Here is an 18,975-nt window from a genome sequence, read left to right as displayed (position 1 = left end):
CACGATTCCGTGACCTGCCCTTCATGGTTCCCGTCTGGAGTCACCAGGCCAGCGCGGAGGCCCGGCGCCGGATCTCGGTCTTACGCCCGGCCCTCAGCGCGTCCACCGGACGTCCGGGAAGGGACTCGTCCTCGGTGAAGAGCCAGGTGATCAGTTCCTCATCCGTGAAGCCGGAGTCCTTCAGGACCGCGATGGTCCCCTTGAGGGAGTCCAGGACTTCCCCGTCCTTCACGAACTCGGCGGGAACGCTGCGGATCTTCCGCTCGCCCACCTTCAGCGCCACCAGGGCGCGTTCGTCGATCAGCCCGTGGACCCGGGAGATCTTCATATCAAGGATTTCCGCCACATCCGGCAACGGCAGCCATTCGCCCACCAGGGCTTCAACATTGCTCACCCTTTAAGGGTGCCACGCCGGGCCGCCTCCCACCTAGCCCGTCCCGCGGCTCCGGTGATTCCGGGCTTGACCAGGGCGTCCAGGACACGCCGGGGCGTCGCCCAGCAAATCCGGCTCTTCTTGTGCTAGCCGAATTTTCGTGAGAGATTCACATTGGTCACATTTTCAACACGACCATCAACTTTCACATACGCACCACAGGTCACACGCTGAAATCTCCCCTTTCAGCGGATGACCCTGACGCCAAGGACGACACTGAATGACGAGCCTCACATCGCCAACGAACCGTTCACGGGCCACCGCAGCAGTGGCGACGGCCGCCCTTCCCGCAGTCGTCCTTTCCTCGCTCGCGCTGGCCCAGCCGGCCGAGGCGTCGGTGCCTCAGAACGTGACCCCCGCCAAGCGCCTTCCTCAGGGCCTCGAAGCCGCCATCGCCGGCCGCGCCTCGGCCAACCTCCTGCCGGTGAGCCAGGTGGCGACGTCGCTGCCCGCGAATCTGCAGATCGCGCTCAAGGCCGTTCCGAACACGTACCGCATCGTCTCGGGCGACACGATGAGCGGCATCGCCCATCGTTACGGCCTGAGCCTGAACGCCCTCCTGAAGCTCAACAACATCCGGGCGAATCAGATCATCTACCCCGGCCAGACCATCAAGCTGAAGGCGGGCGTCTCCGCGCCGTCCTCCTCCGGCGGTCAGGTCTCGCGGCCCACCACCGCGCAGGGCGGCTCCACCTACACCGTCCGCTCCGGCGACACCCTCGGCGCCATCGCCATGCGCCATCGCGTCAGCCTGAGCTCGATCCTGTCCTGGAACGGCCTGCGCGCGACGTCGATCATCTACCCGGGCCAGAAGATCAAGGTCTCGGCCGGCGGCGCCGTGGTGCCTCAGTCCACGGGACAGACCGGCAAGGGCTCCACGGGCGGCGGCGCCGTCTCCGGCGGCAGCTACGTGGTCCGCGCGGGCGACACCCTCGGAGCCATCGCCTCCCGTCAGCGCGTCTCCCTGAGCGCCCTGCTCAACGCCAACCGGCTCAAGATGACCTCCATCATCTACCCGGGCCAGAAGCTCGTGATCCCCGGCGCCGGCCAGACCACCAGCCCCACCACCCCGGGCAACCAGGGCACTCCGGGCGATCTGGTGCCTGACTCCTTCCTCGGGTACAAGTACCCGAAGGCCGTGGTCAACTCCGCCAACCGCAACAAGGCCCTGCTGAACGCCTCGCCGGTGCCCACGCGCGCCGAGATGCGTCAGATCGTCGCCGACACCGCACGGCGCATGGGTGTCGAGCCGGCCCTGGCCCTGGCGTTCGCCTACCAGGAGTCCGGTTTCAGCCAGCGCGCGGTGTCCCCGGCGAACGCCATCGGCACCATGCAGGTCATCCCGAGCTCGGGTGAGTGGGCGTCCCAGATGGTGGGCCGTCAGCTGAACCTGCTGGACCCGTACGACAACGCGACGGCGGGCATCGCGATCATCCGCTCGCTGCTCCGCACCAGCCGCAACACCGACTACGCGATCGCCGGCTACTACCAGGGTCAGTACTCGGTGGAGCACCACGGCATGTACTCGGACACCAAGGCCTACGTCGCCGCCATCAAGGCACACCGCGCGACGTTCCGCTGAGCACCTCCCGCCTGTCGACAAGGGTCCGGTACGCGTCGTACCGGACCCTTGTCGCGTGAACACTTAGGATCGTAGGGTGCAACACCGCTCTGAAGACCCGCTTCTCGGCACGGTCGTCGACAACCGCTACCGCGTGCTCGAACGCATCGCGGACGGCGGCATGTCCACCGTGTACAAAGCGCTGCATGTCACGCTGGAACGCCCGGTCGCCCTGAAGGTGCTTCACCCTCAGCTGGCGTCCGATGAGGTCTTCGTGGAGCGCTTCGCCCGGGAAGCCCGCGCGTCCGCCCGGCTCTCCCACCCCCATGTCGTCTCCGTCCTCGACCACGGACGCCACGGCCGCCTGACCTACCTGGTCATGGAGTACATCGAGGGCCGGACCCTCCGGGACGTCATCCGCACCGAGGGCGCCCTCACGCCGCGGGTCGCCATCAGTTATCTGGCGCCGGCCCTCGAGGGACTCGCCGCGGCTCATGAAGCCGGGCTGATCCACCGGGACGTCAAGCCGGAGAACGTGCTCATCTCCCGGGAGGGCGCCGTGAAGATCGGCGACTTCGGGCTCGCCCGCCAGGCGACCGCCCAGACCAGCACCGGAGAGCTTCTGGGCACGGTGGCCTACCTCTCCCCCGAGCTCTTCCTGCGGCACGACGCCGACGCGCGCAGTGACGTCTACTCCTGCGGGATCATGCTCTACGAGCTGCTCACGGGCGGCGTGCCGTTCACGGGTGACATGCCCATCCAGGTGGCCTACCAGCACGTCAACGACCAGGTCCCTGCCCCCTCGCTGAAGCGTCCCGGCCTGGCCCAGGACTTCGACGAACTCGTCCTGTGGGCCACGGCGAAGGCGCCGGATGAGCGCCCGGTGGACGCACGGGCCTTCCTCGGCGAGCTGCGCCATGTCGCGGCGACCCTGCCCGCCGCCGACCTGGACTTGCCCGCGCCGGGCGCGCCGGCGTCGTCGCCGTTCGAACCGCGGCCCGCCGGCCCCGGCGGACCGAGCGCGAACCCGGCGTACCAGAGCGCCTCCCAGGGCGGCGGCGCCACCGAGGTCATCGGCGCACAGGGGCTGCAGACCACGGTGCTGCCCGCGGGAGAGCGGCACACGACCGTGCTGGGCTCGCCCGATCCGCTGGCGACGTCGGTCATCCCCCAGTCCGGCCAGTCGACCACGGTCCTGCCCCACACGCCCGGCGCCCCGCCGAGCAAGCGGCAGCAGAGGAAGGACGACAAGGAACGGGCCCGCCAGGAGGCGAAGGCACTGGCCACCCCCACCCGCCAGGTGCGGCAGGGGAACCCGCGGCGCAAGGGCGTCATCTGGGTGGTCGTCCTGGTGCTGCTCGCACTCCTGGCATCCGGCGCCGGATGGTTCTTCGGCATGGGTCCGGGCGCGCAGGTCACGCTGCCGGATCTCAAGAGCCAGCCTGCGGAACAGGCCGCGTCGATCCTCGCCGGCTACGGCATCAAAGCCGAACAGCAAGAGGTGTTCGACGAGAAGGTCGGGAGCGGTCTGGTGGTGGCCACCGAGCCCCCGGCCGGAACTGTGATCCGCAAGTTCGAAGGTGTGCAGCTGCTGGTCTCCAAGGGGCCGCAGCTGTTTCCCGTTCCGGGCCTGGTCAAGAAGACACTGGACGACGCCCGCAGCGCGCTGACCACGGCGAACCTGGCGGCCGGAACCGTCACGGAGAAGTACAGCGAGACCGTGCCCACGGGCCAGGTGATCGCCCAGTCCCCCGGCGGTGGCGCCCAGGTGCGCCGCGGCACGCCCGTGAATCTCACGGTCTCCAAGGGACCCGAACCCGTCCCGGTGCCGAGCGTCCTGGGTCTGAGCGAGGACGATGCGACGCAAAAGCTCACCGCCGCCGGCTTCGAGGTGAAGGCCGCGCAGGAGCAGGTGTTCAGCAAGGACGTCCCGGCCGGCAGGGTCGCCGCACAGGTCCCCGCGAACGGCACACTGTTCAAGGGCGACACCGTGACCCTGACACTGTCCAAGGGGCCGCGGCCCGTGGAGGTCCCCGACTTCGTGGGCAAGCAGGCCACCGTGGCCAAGGCCGAACTGGAGAAGCTGGGCTTCACCGTGGTCATCAATGAGGTCCTCGGCGGCTTCTTCGGAACCGTGCGCACTCAGGACCCCCGGGGCGGCACCGCGCCCGAAGGCTCCACGATCACGCTGACCGTGGTGTAGCCCCGCCCCTCGGCAGTCCCCACCCTTCCTCGGGCCGCGGATGGGCCTCGAGCAGCAGCCCGAGGAGGCGGGTCAGCTCCGCCCGGTCTTCCGCACCCAGGGTGGCGAAGTACTCGTCGCCCCGCTGGGAGCGGACCGCGTGGACCTTCCGCTCCAGTTCCAGCCCCTCCGTGGTGGCGGACAGCAGCACGGCCCGCTTGTCGGTGGGATCCTGCGTGCGCGCGATCAGCCCCTCCGCTTCGAGCTGGGTCAGCACCTCCGCCGCCGAACGCGGCGCGATCCGCAGCGCCGCGGCCACATCGCGCTGCCGCTGCGGCTCGCCGTCGTGCGATGCGATGACGTGCAGCGCGCGCCATTGGTGAGGCGACAGGCCGAACGGGGACAGATCGGCCATCCAGCTGCGCCGCAGTCCGTGCGAGACGGAATGGACCAGGTCAGGGAGCTCCATGCGGTCGGGGGTCATGGTCACACTGTAGGCATTCGCGGCCCCGAAGGAAAGATGAGGAGGTTACCTCTTTACATTCCCCTATTACGGAGGTAACCTCCTTATCGAGGCGCGCGGAATGCGCCGCTTCCCCTCGACCCCTCAGGAGGCCCCGGATGACCTTTGGCGCCGTCCCCCACACCCCAGGCCCGGGCGCAGGACGCCCTGTGGGCCCCGGTCGCGTCAACAAGGCCGACCTCACTCAGCTCGACCAGCACCCGGTCAGTAAGCGGCGGATCGCCGCCCTCTTCTCCGCCTACAAGGGCCCGCTGCTCCTGGTGGTCGTCCTGATCACCGGCAGCTCGATCGTCTCCCTCTTCCAGCCATTCCTGGTGCGCAGCGTGATCGACGACGCCCTGCCTCACGGACGCACCGGCCTCCTCGGCCTCCTGGTGCTCGCGATGATCGGCGTCGCCGCAGTGACCGCGGTGATCGGCGTCTGGCAGACGTGGATCTCCACCCGCATCGGGCAAGGGGTCATGCATGATCTCCGGACCCGGCTGTTCGGCCATCTGCAGGCCCAGTCCCTCGGTTTCTTCACCCGCACCCACGGCGGCGAAGTCCAGTCCCGCATGACCAACGACATCAACGGCATGCAGAACCTCGTCACCAACACGGCCACGGCCGTCGCCTCCAACGTCACCACCGCCATCGGCACCGTGATCGCCATGGTCGCCCTCTCCCCCTGGCTCAGCCTCGTCTCCCTCCTCGTCCTGCCGCCCTCCATCTGGGTGGCCCGCCGGGTCGCGCTGCAGCGCCGTGACATCACCGTGAAGCAGCAGGCCAAGATGGCGGAGCTGCAGACGTATGTGGATGAGGGACTCTCCGTCTCCGGGATCCGGCTGGCCAAGACCATCGGCTCCACGTCCCGGGACGCCGCGCGCTTCGATGCGGCGAGCCGCGAGCTGGCCGATCTGGAGATGCGGTCCCAACTGGCCGGACGGTGGCGGATGGCCGCGATGCAGATCGTCTTCGCCGCGATCCCGGCCGTGATCTACCTCGCGGCCGGCCTTCCGGTGGGCGGCATGGATCTCTCGATCGGCACCATCGTGGCGTTCACCGCCTTGCAGTCCGGCTTGTTCCGTCCGGTCATGGGCCTCATGAGCGTCGGGGTCCAGTGGGTGACGGCCATGGCGTTCTTCTCGCGCATCTTCGAGTGGCTCGACCTGGTCCCGGAGATCCGCGAGCCCGAGCACCCCGTGCACCTCGACCCGGCCACCGTCCGCGGTGAGGTGCGCTTCGAGCACGTGGACTTCGCCTATCCCGGCAGTGGGTCGAACGTGCTCAGCGACGTCGACCTGACCATCCCCGCCGGCACGACGGCCGCCGTCGTCGGGCCCACGGGCTCCGGGAAGTCGACGCTGGCCTCCCTGCTCCCCCGCCTCAACGACGTCGGCGCAGGCCGGGTGACGATCGACGGCGTCGACGTGCGGGACCTCAGCTTCCAGGACCTCTCCGCGATCGTGGGCGTGGTCTCCCAGGAGACCTATCTGGCGCACGCGAGCGTCCGGGACAACCTGAGGATCGCCGCACCGGACGCGGGCGACGACGTGCTGTGGGAGGCCCTCGAGGCGGCCCACGTGGCCGAGCTCATCCGCAGCCTCCCCGCAGGCCTCGACACGATGGTCGGCGCACGCGGACATCGCTTCTCCGGCGGCGAGCAGCAGCGCCTGGCGATCGCCCGCACCCTGCTGCGCAATCCTCGCGTCCTGGTGCTGGACGAGGCCACGAGCGCCCTCGACAACACCACGGAAGCCCAGGTCCAGGCGGCCCTGGACCACCTGGCCGCCACCCGCACGACCCTGACGATCGCCCACCGCCTCTCCACGGTGGAGGACGCGGAACAGATCGTGGTGCTCGACGGCGGCCGCGTCATCGAGCACGGCACGGCGCCGGAGCTGCGGGCGGCCGGCGGCGCGTTCGCGGAGCTGTCGGCGCGCCAGCTGAGCGACCCCGAGTTCGAGGACGAGCTTCAGGACGAACCGATCGGCTGACGCCGGCCCGGAGACGCCGGAGGCCGGTCCGTAAGAAACGGACCGGCCTCTTCTGCGCGCCGGGGTCGCCCCGGCCGATGCCTCAGCCTCAGCGCTTCGAAAGCGCCCCGGCCACCAGGAACGCGAGTTCCAGGGACTGCATGTGGTTCAGGCGCGGATCGCAGACCGACTCGTAACGGTCCTCGAAGGCCGCCTCGTCGATCGGGTCAGCGCCACCCAGGCACTCCGCGACGTCGTCGCCCGTCATCTCCACGTGCAGACCGCCCGGGAAGGTTCCGAGGGCGTCGTGCACCTCGAAGAAGCCGCGGACCTCGTCCATGACGTCGTCGAAACGGCGCGTCTTATAGCCGTTCTTGCTGGTCACGGTGTTGCCGTGCATCGGGTCGGTCACCCAGAGGACCTGGGCGCCGGAGGCGGTGACCTTCTCCACGATCGGCGGGAGGTTCTCGCGGATCTTGCCCGCGCCCATGCGCGTGATGAAGGTCAGACGGCCGGGCTCGCGGTTCGGGTCGAGCTTGTCGATGAGGCGCAGCGCGTCATCGCCCGAGGTGTTCGGGCCGAGCTTGACGCCGATCGGGTTGCGGACGCGGGACAGGAAGTCCACGTGGGCGTGGTCCAGCTCGCGGGTGCGCTCACCGATCCACAGGAAGTGCGAGGACGTGTCGTACGGGAACCCGGTCCGGGAGTCGATCCGGGTGAGGGCCCGCTCGTAGTCGAGGAGGAGCGCCTCGTGGCTGGCGAAGAACTCCACCCGCTTGAGGGCTTCGAAGTCCGCGCCGCAGGACTGCATGAAGGTGATGGCACGGTCGATGTCCTTGGCCAGGGACTCGTAGCGGGCGTGGGCCGGGTTGGCCGTGAAGCCCTTGTTCCACTGGTGCACCAGGCGGAGATCGGCGAAGCCACCCGTGGTGAACGCCCGGATGAGGTTCAGCGTGGAGGCCGAGGTGTGGTACGCCCGCAGCATGCGACTGGCGTCATGCGCACGGGACTCGGGGGTGAACTCGTACCCGTTGACGATGTCACCACGGTAGGCCGGCAGGGTGACGCCGTCCCGGGTCTCGTCATTGGACGACCGCGGCTTGGCGAACTGCCCCGCCATGCGGCCCATCTTGATGACGGGGAGCGAGGCGCCGTACGTCAGGACGACGGCCATCTGGAGGATCGTCTTCACCCGGGAGGAGATCCGGTCGGCCGTGGCCGCCTCGAAGGTCTCCGCGCAGTCGCCGCCCTGCAGGAGGAAGGCGCGTCCCTGGGCTGCTGCCGCAAGGCGTTCGCGCAGCACATCGACCTCACCCGCGAAGACGAGCGGGGGAAGGATGGACAGTTCCTTGACCGAGGCGTCGAAGACCTCAGGATCGGACCAGGTGGGCTGCTGGTTGATCGGCAGCGAACGCCACTGGTCGAGGCCGGGATAGTCGGCCGCCCCGCTCTGGGATGCGGCCGCGAAGGCGGCGGAAGAGTCGGGGGCCGCGGTGGTGGAAAGCTCAGTCACACGGTCGATTCTAGACGCCCCGGACGGGATCACCGCTTCGGGTCCATAGGACGGACGTCATCGACGGAGAGCGCCTCCGCAAGGCGCTGCGGGGCGCGCTTCGGACGGCGCTCCAGGCCGACGCTTCGCAGGGGCGTTCAGGACGACGCCGGGTGCCCGCCGTCGTCGGGACGGATGCCGGCGGCCGCAGCGGCCGCCTCCGCCTTGACCGTGGCGGCGTACTTGTCCACGTACTCCTGCCCGGAGAGCCTCATGAGCCGCTCCATCACGGCGTCCACCACCTGGCGCTGCACCTCGTACTCCTCGGCACGGTCCGCCAGGTGGCTGAAGTCCAGCGGTTCCCCGAAGATGACGCCGATCCGGCGGATGCTGGGGACCTTGCGGCCGATGGGCTGCACCTTGTCCGTGCCGATCATGGCCACCGGGATGATCGGGACCCGGCATTCGAGGGCGAGCCGGGCCACGCCCACCTTGCCCCGGTACAGCCGTCCGTCCGGGCTGCGGGTGCCCTCCGGGTAGATGCCGAGCAGCTCGCCGTTCTTCAGCACCTCCGCCCCCGCGCCGAGCGACAGGCTGGAGGCGGCGCCTCCCGAGCGGTCCATCGGCAGCTGGTTCGTCAGACGGAAGAAGGCCGCCGTCAATCGGCCTTTCAGTCCACGCCCCGTGAAGTAGTCGCTCTTGGCCAGGAAGACCACCGGACGCGGCACCTCGAGCGGCATGAACACCGAATCGGAGAAGGAGAGGTGGTTGGAGGCCAGGATGGCGCCACCCTCCTGGGGGATGTTGTCCAGGCCTTTGACCCAGGGACGGAAGATCAGCTTGACCAGTGGCCCGATGATCACGTTCTTCATCAGCCAGTAGAACATGGCCGTCCTCCTTGGAAGTGGCGGTGTCAGGTGGGCCTTCACAGAGCCCGGAACCTGCGCCCAGACTACATGGATGGGCCCGCCGGGTCCCATGTCCCGCCACTTTGGGGAATGATGGAGTCATGAGCAACGAGGCACTGCATCCGGAGCAATCGGCCATCTCTCACGACGCGTTCAGCAGCGACGGACACGGTCCGCGCGCCCGTGTGGGCGTGGTCATGTCCCACGGCTTCACGGGAAGCCCGCACGGCCTCCGGGACTGGGCCGCTCATCTGGCGGACGCAGGCTTCGCGGTGCGGATGCCGCTGCTTCCGGGCCATGGCACCACGTGGCAGGACATGTCCACCCGCAGCTGGCAGGAGTGGTACCAGGCCTACGAGGCCAGCTACCAGGAACTCGTGCCGCTGTGCGACACGATCGTCACGGCCGGGCTCTCGATGGGCGGCTGCCTCGCCCTGCGGCTCGCGGCGCGCAAACCCGTGGCCGGGACCGTGGTGGTCAACCCGGGCCTCGTGATCGACGACTGGCGCGCCCCGCTCTCCGGTCTGCTCAAGCACCTGGTGAAGTCGACCCCGTCGATCGCGAACGACATCCTCAAGCCTGGCGTCGACGAGGGCGCCTACACCCGGACGCCCACGGCGTCCGTCCATGAGCTGCACAAGCTCTTCGCGAACACCCGGGAGCTGCTCCCCCGCATCAGCACGCCGGTGCACCTGTTCCGCTCGCGCACGGACCACATCGTGGGTGATTCGAGCGTCCGCGCCCTGCAGAACGGATTGCGTGACGGGCTGCTGGACATCGAGTGGCTGGAGAACAGCCTGCATGTCGCAACCGTGGACAACGACGCCCCGCTCATCTTCGACGGGAGCGTCCGCTTCATCGACTCCCTGGGGGCCAGGCGATGACCCCCGGCGAGGACAACGTGTCCGGCAGCCGTTCCTCCGAGGAGCCCCCGCCGGAGGAACCCCGTGATTCCGGCGACTCCGGCCAGGACGACGACGCGGTCTGGGAGGACCTGGTCGCGCGGCTGAAGGCCACCGACAGCGGCGACACGCCTGCCCCCCAGACCCCTGGGACCGGGTCCGGTTTCTCCGCCTTCGACCCTCTCGGCCTCAGCAGCCCGGCCGCACCGCCGTCCGCAGGAGGCGGACCCCGGGACTACGTCACCGACCCCGACGTGGAAGAAGAACTCGACAGTTTCGTCCCGGAGGACCCCGGTCCCCTGAGTGAAGCCGATCCCCGGCTCACCCTCGCCTGGGCCGGCGCCGCAGGAGGCCCGCTGCTGATCGTGCTGCTCCTGATCTTCTGGCGCTCCGCACCCCAGCCGGTCTGGTGGGTGCTCATCGCCGGCTTCGTGGCAGGGATCGGCTACCTCCTGTGGCAGCTGCCGCACCGCAGTGATGACGACTACGACGACGGCGCCCGCCTCTGAGCAGCAGCCATCAGCGGCCGGCGCGCGGCCTCGGCCCGGAACCACGGGCGCTCCACGGCGCCTTGAGCGCCGGCGCACCGCGTAGAGGAGCCCGCCGGGCCGCGTTCCGCGCGAGGTCCGCGGCACCCACGAGCCCGGCATCCGGACCGAGCTTCGCCAGGGCGACCCGCGCCACCGGCCGGAACCCGCGGCCCGTGAGGTTCCTGTGGAACGTCCGCTCCGCGGCGTCGAGCAGCAGGTCGCCCGCCGTGGACAGTCCGCCGCCGATCACGAAGGTGCCCGGGTCCAGGGCCGCGGCGAGGTTGGCCAGGCCGAGCCCGAGCCACTCCCCGACGTCGGCCACGAGTTCGCGGCTCTGCGGATCGCCCTCGAGAGCCAGGCGGGTGATGAGGGCCCCGGTGATCCGCTGCACGTCGCCGTGGGCGGCGGCCAGGATCTCCTGGGCCATCGGCGAGTTGGCCGCGGCCAGTTCACGGGCGTCCCGGCCCAGGGCGTTGCCCGAGGCATACTGCTCCCAGCAGCCGCGGTTGCCGCATTCGCAGCGGTGGCCGCCGGGAACCATGATCGCGTGCCCGAACTCCCCCGCGACGCCGAACCTCCCCCGCTCCAGACGTCCGTCATTGACCATGGCCCCGCCGATCCCGGTGCCGAGGGTGACGCAGACCAGCCGGGGTTCGCCCTGACCCGCCCCGAAGCGCCACTCGGCCCACGCGGCGGCGTCCGCGTCGTTGACCACGTGGACGCGCCGGCGGAGCTTCTCCTCCAGCCGGGCGCGCAAGGGTTCATTGCGCCAGGCGAGGTGCGGGCTGAAAAGGACCGTGCCGCCGTCGAGGTCCATCCAGCCTGCCGCGCCGATGCCCACGGGGGCGCCGCGGCGGCCGCCGCTCAGCTCCTCGACGAGCTCCGCGATGACCTCCTCCACTCGCGCGGCGTCCTGCCCCGGAGTGTCCCGGCGTTCCGAACGGAGGATGCGGCCGTGCTGGTCCACCAGCCCCGCCGCCACCTTGGTGCCGCCGATGTCGATGCCGATGGCCAGCGACGGTCTGCGGCCGGCGCGCGGGATGGTGTGCTGCATGAGCCCATCTTAGGGACGCGGACACTAAGTTACTGGCGAGTAGATATAATGTGGATCACATCCCTCGAGCGCAGCAGCCCGCGCCGGACCCGGACTCCCCGGCCTCAGCGCCACGGAAACCCCCGGGTACTAGGCTTGGTTCAAGCCCTGTCGGGGGACGGGATATCGAAGGAGCTATCGTGCGAGAATTCAGCATGCCGGCCAAGGTTCATCTGGACCCGGCCAGCAACATCACCGACTTCCTGCTGCGGCACGCCCGCGGTGACAAGAACCCGGCCCTCTTCGCCACCCGGGACGCCTCCGGGACCTGGCAGGACATCTCGGCCACCGAGTTCCTCGATGACGTCTCGGCGCTCGCCAAGGGACTGATCGCCAATGGAGTGCAGCAGGGCGATCGAGTGGGCATCATGTCCCGCACGCGCTACGAATGGACGCTGGTGGACTTCGCCGTCTGGTTCGCCGGCGCGATCTCCGTCCCGATCTACGAGACCTCCTCCCCCAGCCAGGTGGCCTGGAACCTCGGCGACTCCGGCGCCGTCGCCGCCTTCGCCGAGCAGTCCCACCACGAACACGCCATCCGCGCCGCCGTCCGGGCCGAGAACCTGGACGGCATGCGCCACGTCTGGCAGATCGAGGGCGGCGGGCTCGACGAACTCCGCGCCGCCGGAGCGGACATCAGCGACGCCGAGCTCGAGGAACGCCGCAGCAGCTCCTCCCTCGACAGCATCGCCACCATCATCTACACCTCCGGCACCACCGGACGTCCCAAGGGCTGCGAGCTCACCCACGGCAACTTCGCGGAACTCTCCGACAACGCACTCGCCCAGCTGGGGGTGATCGTCAACCAGGGCGCCTCGACCATCATGTTCCTGCCGCTGGCCCACGTGTTCGCCCGGTTCATCTCGGTCCTGGCCGTGGCCGCGGGCTCGCGCGTGGGCCACACTCCGGATGTGAAGAACCTCCTGCCCGACCTCCAGAGCTTCCAGCCGACCTTCATCCTGGCCGTGCCCCGCGTCTTCGAGAAGGTGTACAACTCGGCGCTCTCCAAGGCCGAGGACGGCGGCAAGGGCGCCATCTTCCACAAGGCCGCCGAGACCGCGATCGCCTACTCGCGGGCACGCCAGGCCGGCAAGGTGGGCCTCGGTCTCAAGCTCAAGCACACCCTTTTCGACGCGCTCGTCTACAAGAAGCTCCGTGAGGCCATGGGCGGCCACGTCACCCATGCGGTGTCCGGCGGCGGCCCCCTCGGCGAACGGCTGGGCCACTTCTTCAACGGCATCGGCCTGCTGGTGCTCGAAGGGTACGGCCTGACCGAGACCACCGCGCCCATCACCGTCAACACGCTGGACCTCAACCGCATCGGCACGGTCGGCCCTCCGCTGCCCGGCAATGCCGTGCGGATCGCGGACGACGGCGAGATCCTCGCCAAGGGCGTCTGCGTCATGCGGGGTTATTACAACCGCCCCGAGCTGCAGGAGGAGGCATTCACCGACGGGTGGTTCCACACGGGAGACATCGGCGAGCTGGACGAGCAGGGCTTCCTCCGCATCACCGGCCGCAAGAAGGAGATCATCGTCACAGCGGGCGGCAAGAACGTGGTGCCCGCCCTGCTGGAGGACCAGATCCGCGCTGACGCCCTGGTGTCCCAGGTGCTCGTGGTGGGCGACAACCGGCCCTTCATCGGTGCCCTCGTCACGCTCGACGAGGAAGCCTTGCCGGGCTGGCTCGAACGCCACGGGCTCTCCTCCGGCCTGTCCCTGGCCGATGCGGCCCGTGAGGACAAGGTGAAGGAGGCGGTGCAGCAGCTGATCTCCAAGGCCAACGAATCCGTGTCCCACGCCGAGGCCATCAAGTCCTTCCGCATCGTCACCGAGGACTTCACGGAGGCCTCCGGCCACCTGACCCCCTCGCTGAAGGTCAAGCGCGCCCAGGTGGTCAAGGACTACTCGGACGTCATCGAGGAGATGTACTCCGCGCCCAAGCCCGCCTGAGCGGCGGACGCCACAGACGACGGCGGCCCGGCACCTTCTGGTGCCGGGCCGCCGTCGTGTGGGGTGCCCGGTCAGCCCGGGCACCCCGTGTCGTCAGCCGATGACGAGCAGCAGATCGCCGCCCTGGACCTGCTCGACGGCGGAGATCGCCAGACGCTGCACCGTCCCGGCGACCGGCGAGGTGATGGAGGCCTCCATCTTCATCGCCTCGATGGTGGCGACGGCGTCGCCCGCCTCGATGGTGTCGCCCACCGCCACCTTGAGCGAGACCGCGCCCGCGAACGGAGCCGCCACCTGGCCCGCGACGGCCGGGTCGGCCTTTTCGGCGGCCTTGACGTTGCTGGTGACGGAGTGATCCCGCACCACGACCGGACGCGACTGGCCGTTGAGCTTGCAGAGCACCGTCCGCATGCCCTTCTCATCGGGCTCGGAGATGGCCTCCAGGCTCGCGATGAGACGGACACCGCGTTCGAGCTCGATCACGTGCTCCTCGCCGCGCTGCAGCCCGTACAGGTAGTCACGGGTGGCCAGGACCGAGAGGTTGCCGTAGCTCTCCTGGCTCCGCAGGTAATCCTTGGTCGGGCCCGCGAAGAGCAGCCGGTTCAAGGTGGCGCGGCGGGTCTCCGAGTCGCCCTGCAGCGCCTCCGAGTCCTCCGCGTTCAGCTCCACGTCCCGGGGCTTCACGGCACGGCCCTGCAGCGCCTTGCTGCGGAACGGCTCGGGCCAGCCTCCGGGCGGGTTGCCGAGTTCACCATTGAGGAAGCCGATCACCGAATCCGGGATGTCGAAGTTCTGCGGGTTCTCCCGGAACTCCTCCGGGTCCGCGCCGAGACCCACGAGGTGCAGGGCCAGATCGCCCACCACCTTGGAGGACGGGGTGACCTTCACGAGGCGGCCGAGGATCCGGTCCGCGGCCGTGTACATGTCCTCGATGGCCTCGAACCGCTCGCCGAGACCGAGGGCCATGGCCTGCTGACGGAGGTTGGAGAGCTGGCCGCCCGGGATCTCGTGCTGGTAGACACGGCCGGTGGGTGCGGCGAGCCCCGACTCGAAGGGTGCGTAGACCCTGCGGACGGCCTCCCAGTACGGCTCCAGGGCGTCCACGGAGGACAGCTCGAGCGCCGTCTCCCGCGGGGTGTGCGCCAGAGCGGCGACCAGCGCGGACATGGCCGGCTGGCTCGTGGTGCCGGCCAGGGCCGCCGAGGCGACGTCCACGGCGTCCACGCCGGCGTCGACCGCGGAGAGGAGCGTGGCGAGCTGACCGCCCGCCGTGTCGTGCGTGTGCAGGTGCACGGGAAGGTCGAACCGCTCGCGGAGCGCCTTGACCAGGACCGCGGCCGCGGCAGGACGCAGCAGACCGGCCATGTCCTTGATGGCCAGGATGTGCGCCCCGGCGTCCACGATCCGCTGGGCGAGCTCCAGGTAGTAGTCGAGGGTGTAGAGATCCTCATCCGGGTTCAGGAGGTCGCCGGTGTAGCAGAGGGCCACCTCCGCCACGGCGGTGCCGGTCTCGCGGACCGCGCGGATGGCGGGTTCCATCTGGTCGACGTCGTTGAGGGCGTCGAAGATGCGGAAGATGTCGATGCCGGTGGCCGCGGCCTCCTGGACGAAGGCCCGGGTCACCTCCTCCGGGTACGGCGTGTAGCCCACGGTGTTGCGGCCGCGCAGGAGCATCTGCAGACAGACGTTCGGGATGGCCTCCCGGAGCGCGGCGAGGCGCTGCCAGGGGTCCTCTCCCAGGAAGCGGAGCGCGACGTCGTACGTCGCACCGCCCCAGGCCTCCACCGAGAAGAGGCCGGGCAGCAGGCGGGACACGGCCGGACCGGCCGCCACGAGGTCCCTGGTGCGCACACGGGTGGCGAGCAGGGACTGGTGAGCATCGCGGAACGTCGTGTCGGTGACAGCGACGGCGGACTGCTCGCGGAGCGCCTTCGCGAAGCCTTCCGGGCCCAGTTCCAGCAGCCGCTGCCGCGAACCTGCCGGCGCCTCCCCCTCGGGGATCTCCGGGAGCTTGACCTCGGGACCTGTGCTCACGCGCGGCTCGCCGTGGGGCTTGTTGACCGTGGTCTCGGCCAGCCAGGTCAGCAGCTTGGTGCCGCGGTCGGCCGAGGTGCGGGCCTTGAGCAGTTCGGGCCGCTCCTCGATGAAGGACGTGGCGACCTTGCCGGCCACGAAGTCCGGATCGTCCAGCACGGCCTGCAGGAACGGGATGTTGGTGGAGACGCCGCGGATGCGGAACTCGGCGAGGGCACGCCGGGCGCGGGCCACCGCGGCCGGGTAGTCGCGGCCGCGGCACGTGAGCTTGACCAGCATCGAGTCGAAGTGCGGGCTGATCTCGGCGCCGGAGTAGACGGTGCCGCCGTCGAGCCGGACACCGGCGCCACCGGCGGAGCGGTAGCCGGTGATCTTCCCGACGTCGGGCCGGAAGCCATTGGCGGGGTCCTCGGTGGTGATGCGGCACTGGAGCGCCGCGCCCTTGAGGCTGACGGTCTCCTGCGAGAGGCCGAGGTCCGCGAGGGTGGCGCCCGCGGCGATGCGCATCTGGGCCTGCACGAGGTCCACGTCCGTGACCTCCTCGGTCACCGTGTGCTCCACCTGGATACGGGGGTTCATCTCGATGAAGACGTGCTGCCCGGCCCGCTCGCCCGCGGTGTCCACCAGGAACTCCACGGTGCCGGCGTTGACGTATCCGAGCGCCTTGGCGAACGCCACGGCATCGCGGTAGAGCGCCTGCCGGATGCTGTCATCCAGGTCCGGCGCCGGCGCGATCTCGATGACCTTCTGGTGACGGCGCTGGAGGGAACAGTCACGTTCGAAGAGGTGCATGACGTTGCCCTCGGCGTCGGCCAGGATCTGCACCTCGATGTGCCGGGGCCGCAGCACGGCCTGCTCCAGGAACATGGTCGGGTCACCGAACGCGGCATCCGCCTCACGCATGGCGGCTTCGAGCGCCTCCCGCAGGTCCTCCGGCTTCTCGACGCGGCGCATGCCGCGGCCACCGCCGCCGGCGACGGCCTTGGCGAAGATCGGGAATCCGATCTCCTGTGCGGCCGACAGGAGCTCCTCGATGTCCCGGGACGGTTCCGAGGACTTCAGGACGGGGACCCCGGCCTTGCGGGCCGCGGCGAGAGCAGCGACCTTGTTGCCGGCCAGCTCCAGGACGTCCGCCGGCGGGCCGACGAAGGTGATCCCGGCCTCCGCGGCCGCGCTTGCCAGCCCGGGGTTCTCGGAGAGGAAGCCGTATCCGGGATAGATCGCATCCGCACCGGCCTCCTTCGCGACCCGGACGATCTCCTCCACATCGAGGTAGGCCCGGACCGGGTGCCCCTCTTCGCCGATCAGGTACGCCTCGTCTGCCTTCTGGCGATGGATGGAGTTCCTGTCCTCATGAGGGAAGACCGCCACTGTCTTGGCGCCCAGCTCATAGCCGGCGCGGAAGGCCCTGATCGCGATTTCGCCGCGGTTGGCCACCAGTATCTTGGAAAACATGCTTCTCCGTACGTCACAAGCCGGGTTGTTCCCGTGCCCCAAGTCTGACCATGTGTCACTCACCACACAAGGAGTGGTGACTGCTATCACAGTAGCGGCCTGAGGTGGCCCTTCGCTCGACCGCGAAGCGACTGTGACACGGGAAGTCCGGGCCGCGCCGCGCCGCGGCCCGGGTGTGCGACGGCGGAGTTCCGGGCCGGCTCGACAGCTGACGGCGCACCACGGGGGAAGTCTGCACGGATGCCGCCTCGCGCCCCGTCCGCGACACACGGGTCCGGCTCCCGCGGCGCAATCCGACGGACGGAGCTGCGCCCGCCCCTATGATGGAAGGTGATGCCACCTTGCGGAGCCGGTCCGTGGACCGCGGGGACGGCAGAGAACACCAAGTGTCGAGTTACAGGGGTGTGGGTTCAGAAGTGCGAGTCGTAAGCGTCAGCAGTCTCAAAGGTGGAGTGGGCAAGACCTCTGTCACCACGGGATTGGCATCCGCTGCACTGGCCGCTGGTGTCCCCACCCTCGTGGTGGACCTTGATCCCCATGCCGACGCCTCCACCGCCCTCGGAACCAGCGCCGGCCGTGTCACCGACATCGGCAGGCTCCTGAAGACCGCACGGCGGGCTCGTCTGGCGGATCACCTCACGCCGAGCTCCTGGGCCGACGGACAGGGCACTCTGGACGTGGCCATCGGTTCCGCCTACTCAGGCATCTACGACCGCCCGGATCTGGGCCGTCGCGACCTCCGCCGGCTCCGGCAGCTGCTGGAGCCCGTCACCGGTTACGACCTGGTGCTCATCGACTGCCCGCCGTCGCTCAACGGTCTGACGCGGATGGCCTGGAACGCCAGCGACGACGTCGTCCTGGTCGCCGAGCCTGGTCTGTTCTCCGTCGCGGGCACCGAGCGGACGCTGCGCGCCATCGACATGTTCCGCCGCGAGTTCTCCCCCCGGCTCAATCCCGCCGGGATCGTGGCCAACCGTGTCCGCCTCGGGTCGAGCGAGCACATGTACCGTCTGGACGAGATGCGTTCCATGTTCGGCCCCCTGCTCCTGGAGCCGGTGGTGCCGGAACTGGCGAACTGGCAGCAGATCCAGGGCGCAGCGCACGCCGTGCACCAGTGGCCGGGCGACTCGGCCAAGGGCGTCGCGGCCGTCTACGATCAGCTTCTCGCGGCCATCCGCAAGGCCTGACGCCGGCCGCGGTCACGAAGCCGCAGCATCGAGAGCACAGCACTCGGAGCGACCCGAGAGCAAGGCAGGAACCGCACAGCTCAAAGCGAAGGCCGGCCCGTCAGAGACGGACCGGCCTTCAGCGTTCGTGGGAAGGGATCAGCTGATCTTCTTCTGCGCCCGACGGCGGCTGAGCTCGTCCTCGGGGAAATCCTGGGACAGCGCGTGCTCGCTCGGCAGCTCCGCCAGGGTGCCTTCGACCTCACGCCAGACACGGCCCACGGCGATGCCGAACACGCCCTGGCCGCCCTGGACCAGGTCGATGACCTCGTCGGCGGAGGTGCACTCGTAGACGCTGGCGCCATCGCTCATGAGCGTGATCTGGGCGAGGTCCTCCACGCCGCGCTCCCGCAGATGCTCCACGGCGGAACGGATCTGCTGGAGGGAGACTCCGGTGTCAAGGAGACGCTTGACCACCTTGAGCACCAGGATGTCCCGGAAGCTGTAGAGGCGCTGGGAGCCGGAACCGGCCGCACCGCGCACCGTCGGCTCCACGAGACCCGTCCGGGCCCAGTAGTCCAGCTGACGGTAGGTGATCCCGGCCGCCTTGCAAGCGGTGGGACCGCGGTAGCCGGCGTCCTCGTCCAGGAGCGGCAGGTCCTCGCTGAACAGCAGCCCCTGGGCGCCCGCAGCGGGGGCAATGGGTGCGCCTGCGTGCTGGCGCTTGCCCGCGTCGCCTTTCGGACTCACGTCTTCCTCCTCTTCAAGGGTTCCCGGGGTGCGAAGCGC

14 protein-coding genes are annotated in these 18,975 nt (G+C 69.5%); 7 read left to right on the top strand and 7 right to left on the bottom strand.

Annotation, left to right across the window (positions count from 1 at the left end; translation table 11 throughout):
* Positions 1 to 40: 40 nt before the first annotated feature.
* A complete protein-coding gene (locus P9849_RS06575) occupies positions 41 to 394 on the bottom strand; it encodes an Rv2175c family DNA-binding protein (protein ID WP_278268844.1) in 354 nt (117 codons plus the stop codon).
* Between the two features lie 259 nt (positions 395 to 653).
* Between P9849_RS06575 and P9849_RS06570 the strand changes: the two genes are divergently transcribed.
* Together P9849_RS06570 and P9849_RS06565 are read left to right on the top strand one after the other, a co-directional pair.
* The gene (locus tag P9849_RS06570; protein WP_278268843.1) at positions 654 to 2,015 is read left to right on the top strand and encodes a lytic transglycosylase domain-containing protein; all 1,362 of its coding nucleotides are present in this window, start codon (positions 654 to 656) and stop codon (positions 2,013 to 2,015) included.
* A gap of 76 nt (positions 2,016 to 2,091) precedes the next feature.
* On the top strand, positions 2,092 to 4,197 hold the full coding sequence (locus tag P9849_RS06565) for a PASTA domain-containing protein (protein WP_278268842.1): 2,106 nt from the start codon (positions 2,092 to 2,094) through the stop codon (positions 4,195 to 4,197).
* Here the strand turns inward: P9849_RS06565 and P9849_RS06560 are convergent.
* Complete coding sequence (locus P9849_RS06560) at positions 4,178 to 4,660, bottom strand: MarR family transcriptional regulator (RefSeq protein WP_278268841.1); 483 nt, start codon at positions 4,658 to 4,660, stop codon at positions 4,178 to 4,180. The two genes, P9849_RS06565 and P9849_RS06560, sit on opposite strands and share 20 nt — an antisense overlap.
* A 188-nt stretch (positions 4,661 to 4,848) precedes the next feature.
* On the opposite strand from P9849_RS06560, the gene P9849_RS06555 reads away from it, so the two are divergent.
* Entirely contained in the window at positions 4,849 to 6,675 is a 1,827-nt protein-coding gene (locus tag P9849_RS06555) for an ABC transporter ATP-binding protein (protein WP_278268840.1), read from the top strand.
* 88 nt (positions 6,676 to 6,763) lie between these two features.
* On the opposite strand, the gene P9849_RS06550 is transcribed toward P9849_RS06555, so the two are convergent.
* On the bottom strand, positions 6,764 to 8,167 hold the full coding sequence (locus P9849_RS06550; RefSeq protein WP_278268839.1) for a 3-deoxy-7-phosphoheptulonate synthase class II: 1,404 nt from the start codon (positions 8,165 to 8,167) through the stop codon (positions 6,764 to 6,766).
* A gap of 137 nt (positions 8,168 to 8,304) precedes the next feature.
* A complete protein-coding gene (locus P9849_RS06545; protein ID WP_278268838.1) occupies positions 8,305 to 9,033 on the bottom strand; it encodes a lysophospholipid acyltransferase family protein in 729 nt (242 codons plus the stop codon).
* Between the two features lie 122 nt (positions 9,034 to 9,155).
* Here P9849_RS06545 and P9849_RS06540 point away from each other — a divergent pair, with 122 nt between their 5' ends.
* Positions 9,156 to 9,938, top strand: coding sequence for an alpha/beta fold hydrolase (locus tag P9849_RS06540; protein ID WP_278268837.1), 783 nt, complete (start codon positions 9,156 to 9,158; stop codon positions 9,936 to 9,938).
* Positions 9,935 to 10,465, top strand: coding sequence for a hypothetical protein (locus P9849_RS06535; protein WP_278268834.1), 531 nt, complete (start codon positions 9,935 to 9,937; stop codon positions 10,463 to 10,465). Before P9849_RS06540 ends, P9849_RS06535 begins: the two co-directional genes overlap by 4 nt.
* A gap of 10 nt (positions 10,466 to 10,475) precedes the next feature.
* On the opposite strand, the gene P9849_RS06530 is transcribed toward P9849_RS06535, so the two are convergent.
* Positions 10,476 to 11,540 (bottom strand): ROK family glucokinase, encoded by a 1,065-nt coding sequence (locus tag P9849_RS06530; RefSeq protein WP_278268833.1) that lies wholly within the window; start codon positions 11,538 to 11,540, stop codon positions 10,476 to 10,478.
* 179 nt (positions 11,541 to 11,719) lie between these two features.
* Between P9849_RS06530 and P9849_RS06525 the strand changes: the two genes are divergently transcribed.
* A complete protein-coding gene (locus tag P9849_RS06525; protein ID WP_278268832.1) occupies positions 11,720 to 13,531 on the top strand; it encodes a long-chain fatty acid--CoA ligase in 1,812 nt (603 codons plus the stop codon).
* A gap of 93 nt (positions 13,532 to 13,624) precedes the next feature.
* Here P9849_RS06525 and P9849_RS06520 read toward each other — a convergent pair whose 3' ends face one another.
* Positions 13,625 to 17,020 carry a pyruvate carboxylase gene (locus P9849_RS06520; protein ID WP_278268831.1) on the bottom strand — a complete coding sequence of 1,132 codons (3,396 nt, stop codon included), beginning with the start codon at positions 17,018 to 17,020 and terminating at the stop codon, positions 13,625 to 13,627.
* A gap of 416 nt (positions 17,021 to 17,436) precedes the next feature.
* Between P9849_RS06520 and P9849_RS06515 the strand changes: the two genes are divergently transcribed.
* Positions 17,437 to 18,207: a ParA family protein gene (locus tag P9849_RS06515; protein ID WP_278268830.1), complete on the top strand. Its 771-nt coding sequence runs from the start codon at positions 17,437 to 17,439 to the stop codon at positions 18,205 to 18,207.
* A 138-nt stretch (positions 18,208 to 18,345) separates the two neighbouring features.
* On the opposite strand, the gene P9849_RS06510 is transcribed toward P9849_RS06515, so the two are convergent.
* Positions 18,346 to 18,936, bottom strand: a complete 591-nt coding sequence (locus P9849_RS06510) for a MerR family transcriptional regulator (RefSeq protein ID WP_066215540.1) — start codon at positions 18,934 to 18,936, stop codon at positions 18,346 to 18,348.
* Positions 18,937 to 18,975: the final 39 nt, after the last annotated feature.

Origin of the sequence: Arthrobacter sp. Y-9 (genome assembly GCF_029690065.1) — a bacterium.
Taxonomy (GTDB): Bacteria; Actinomycetota; Actinomycetes; order Actinomycetales; family Micrococcaceae; genus Arthrobacter_E.
This window is presented reverse-complemented; position numbering and strand designations above follow the sequence as displayed.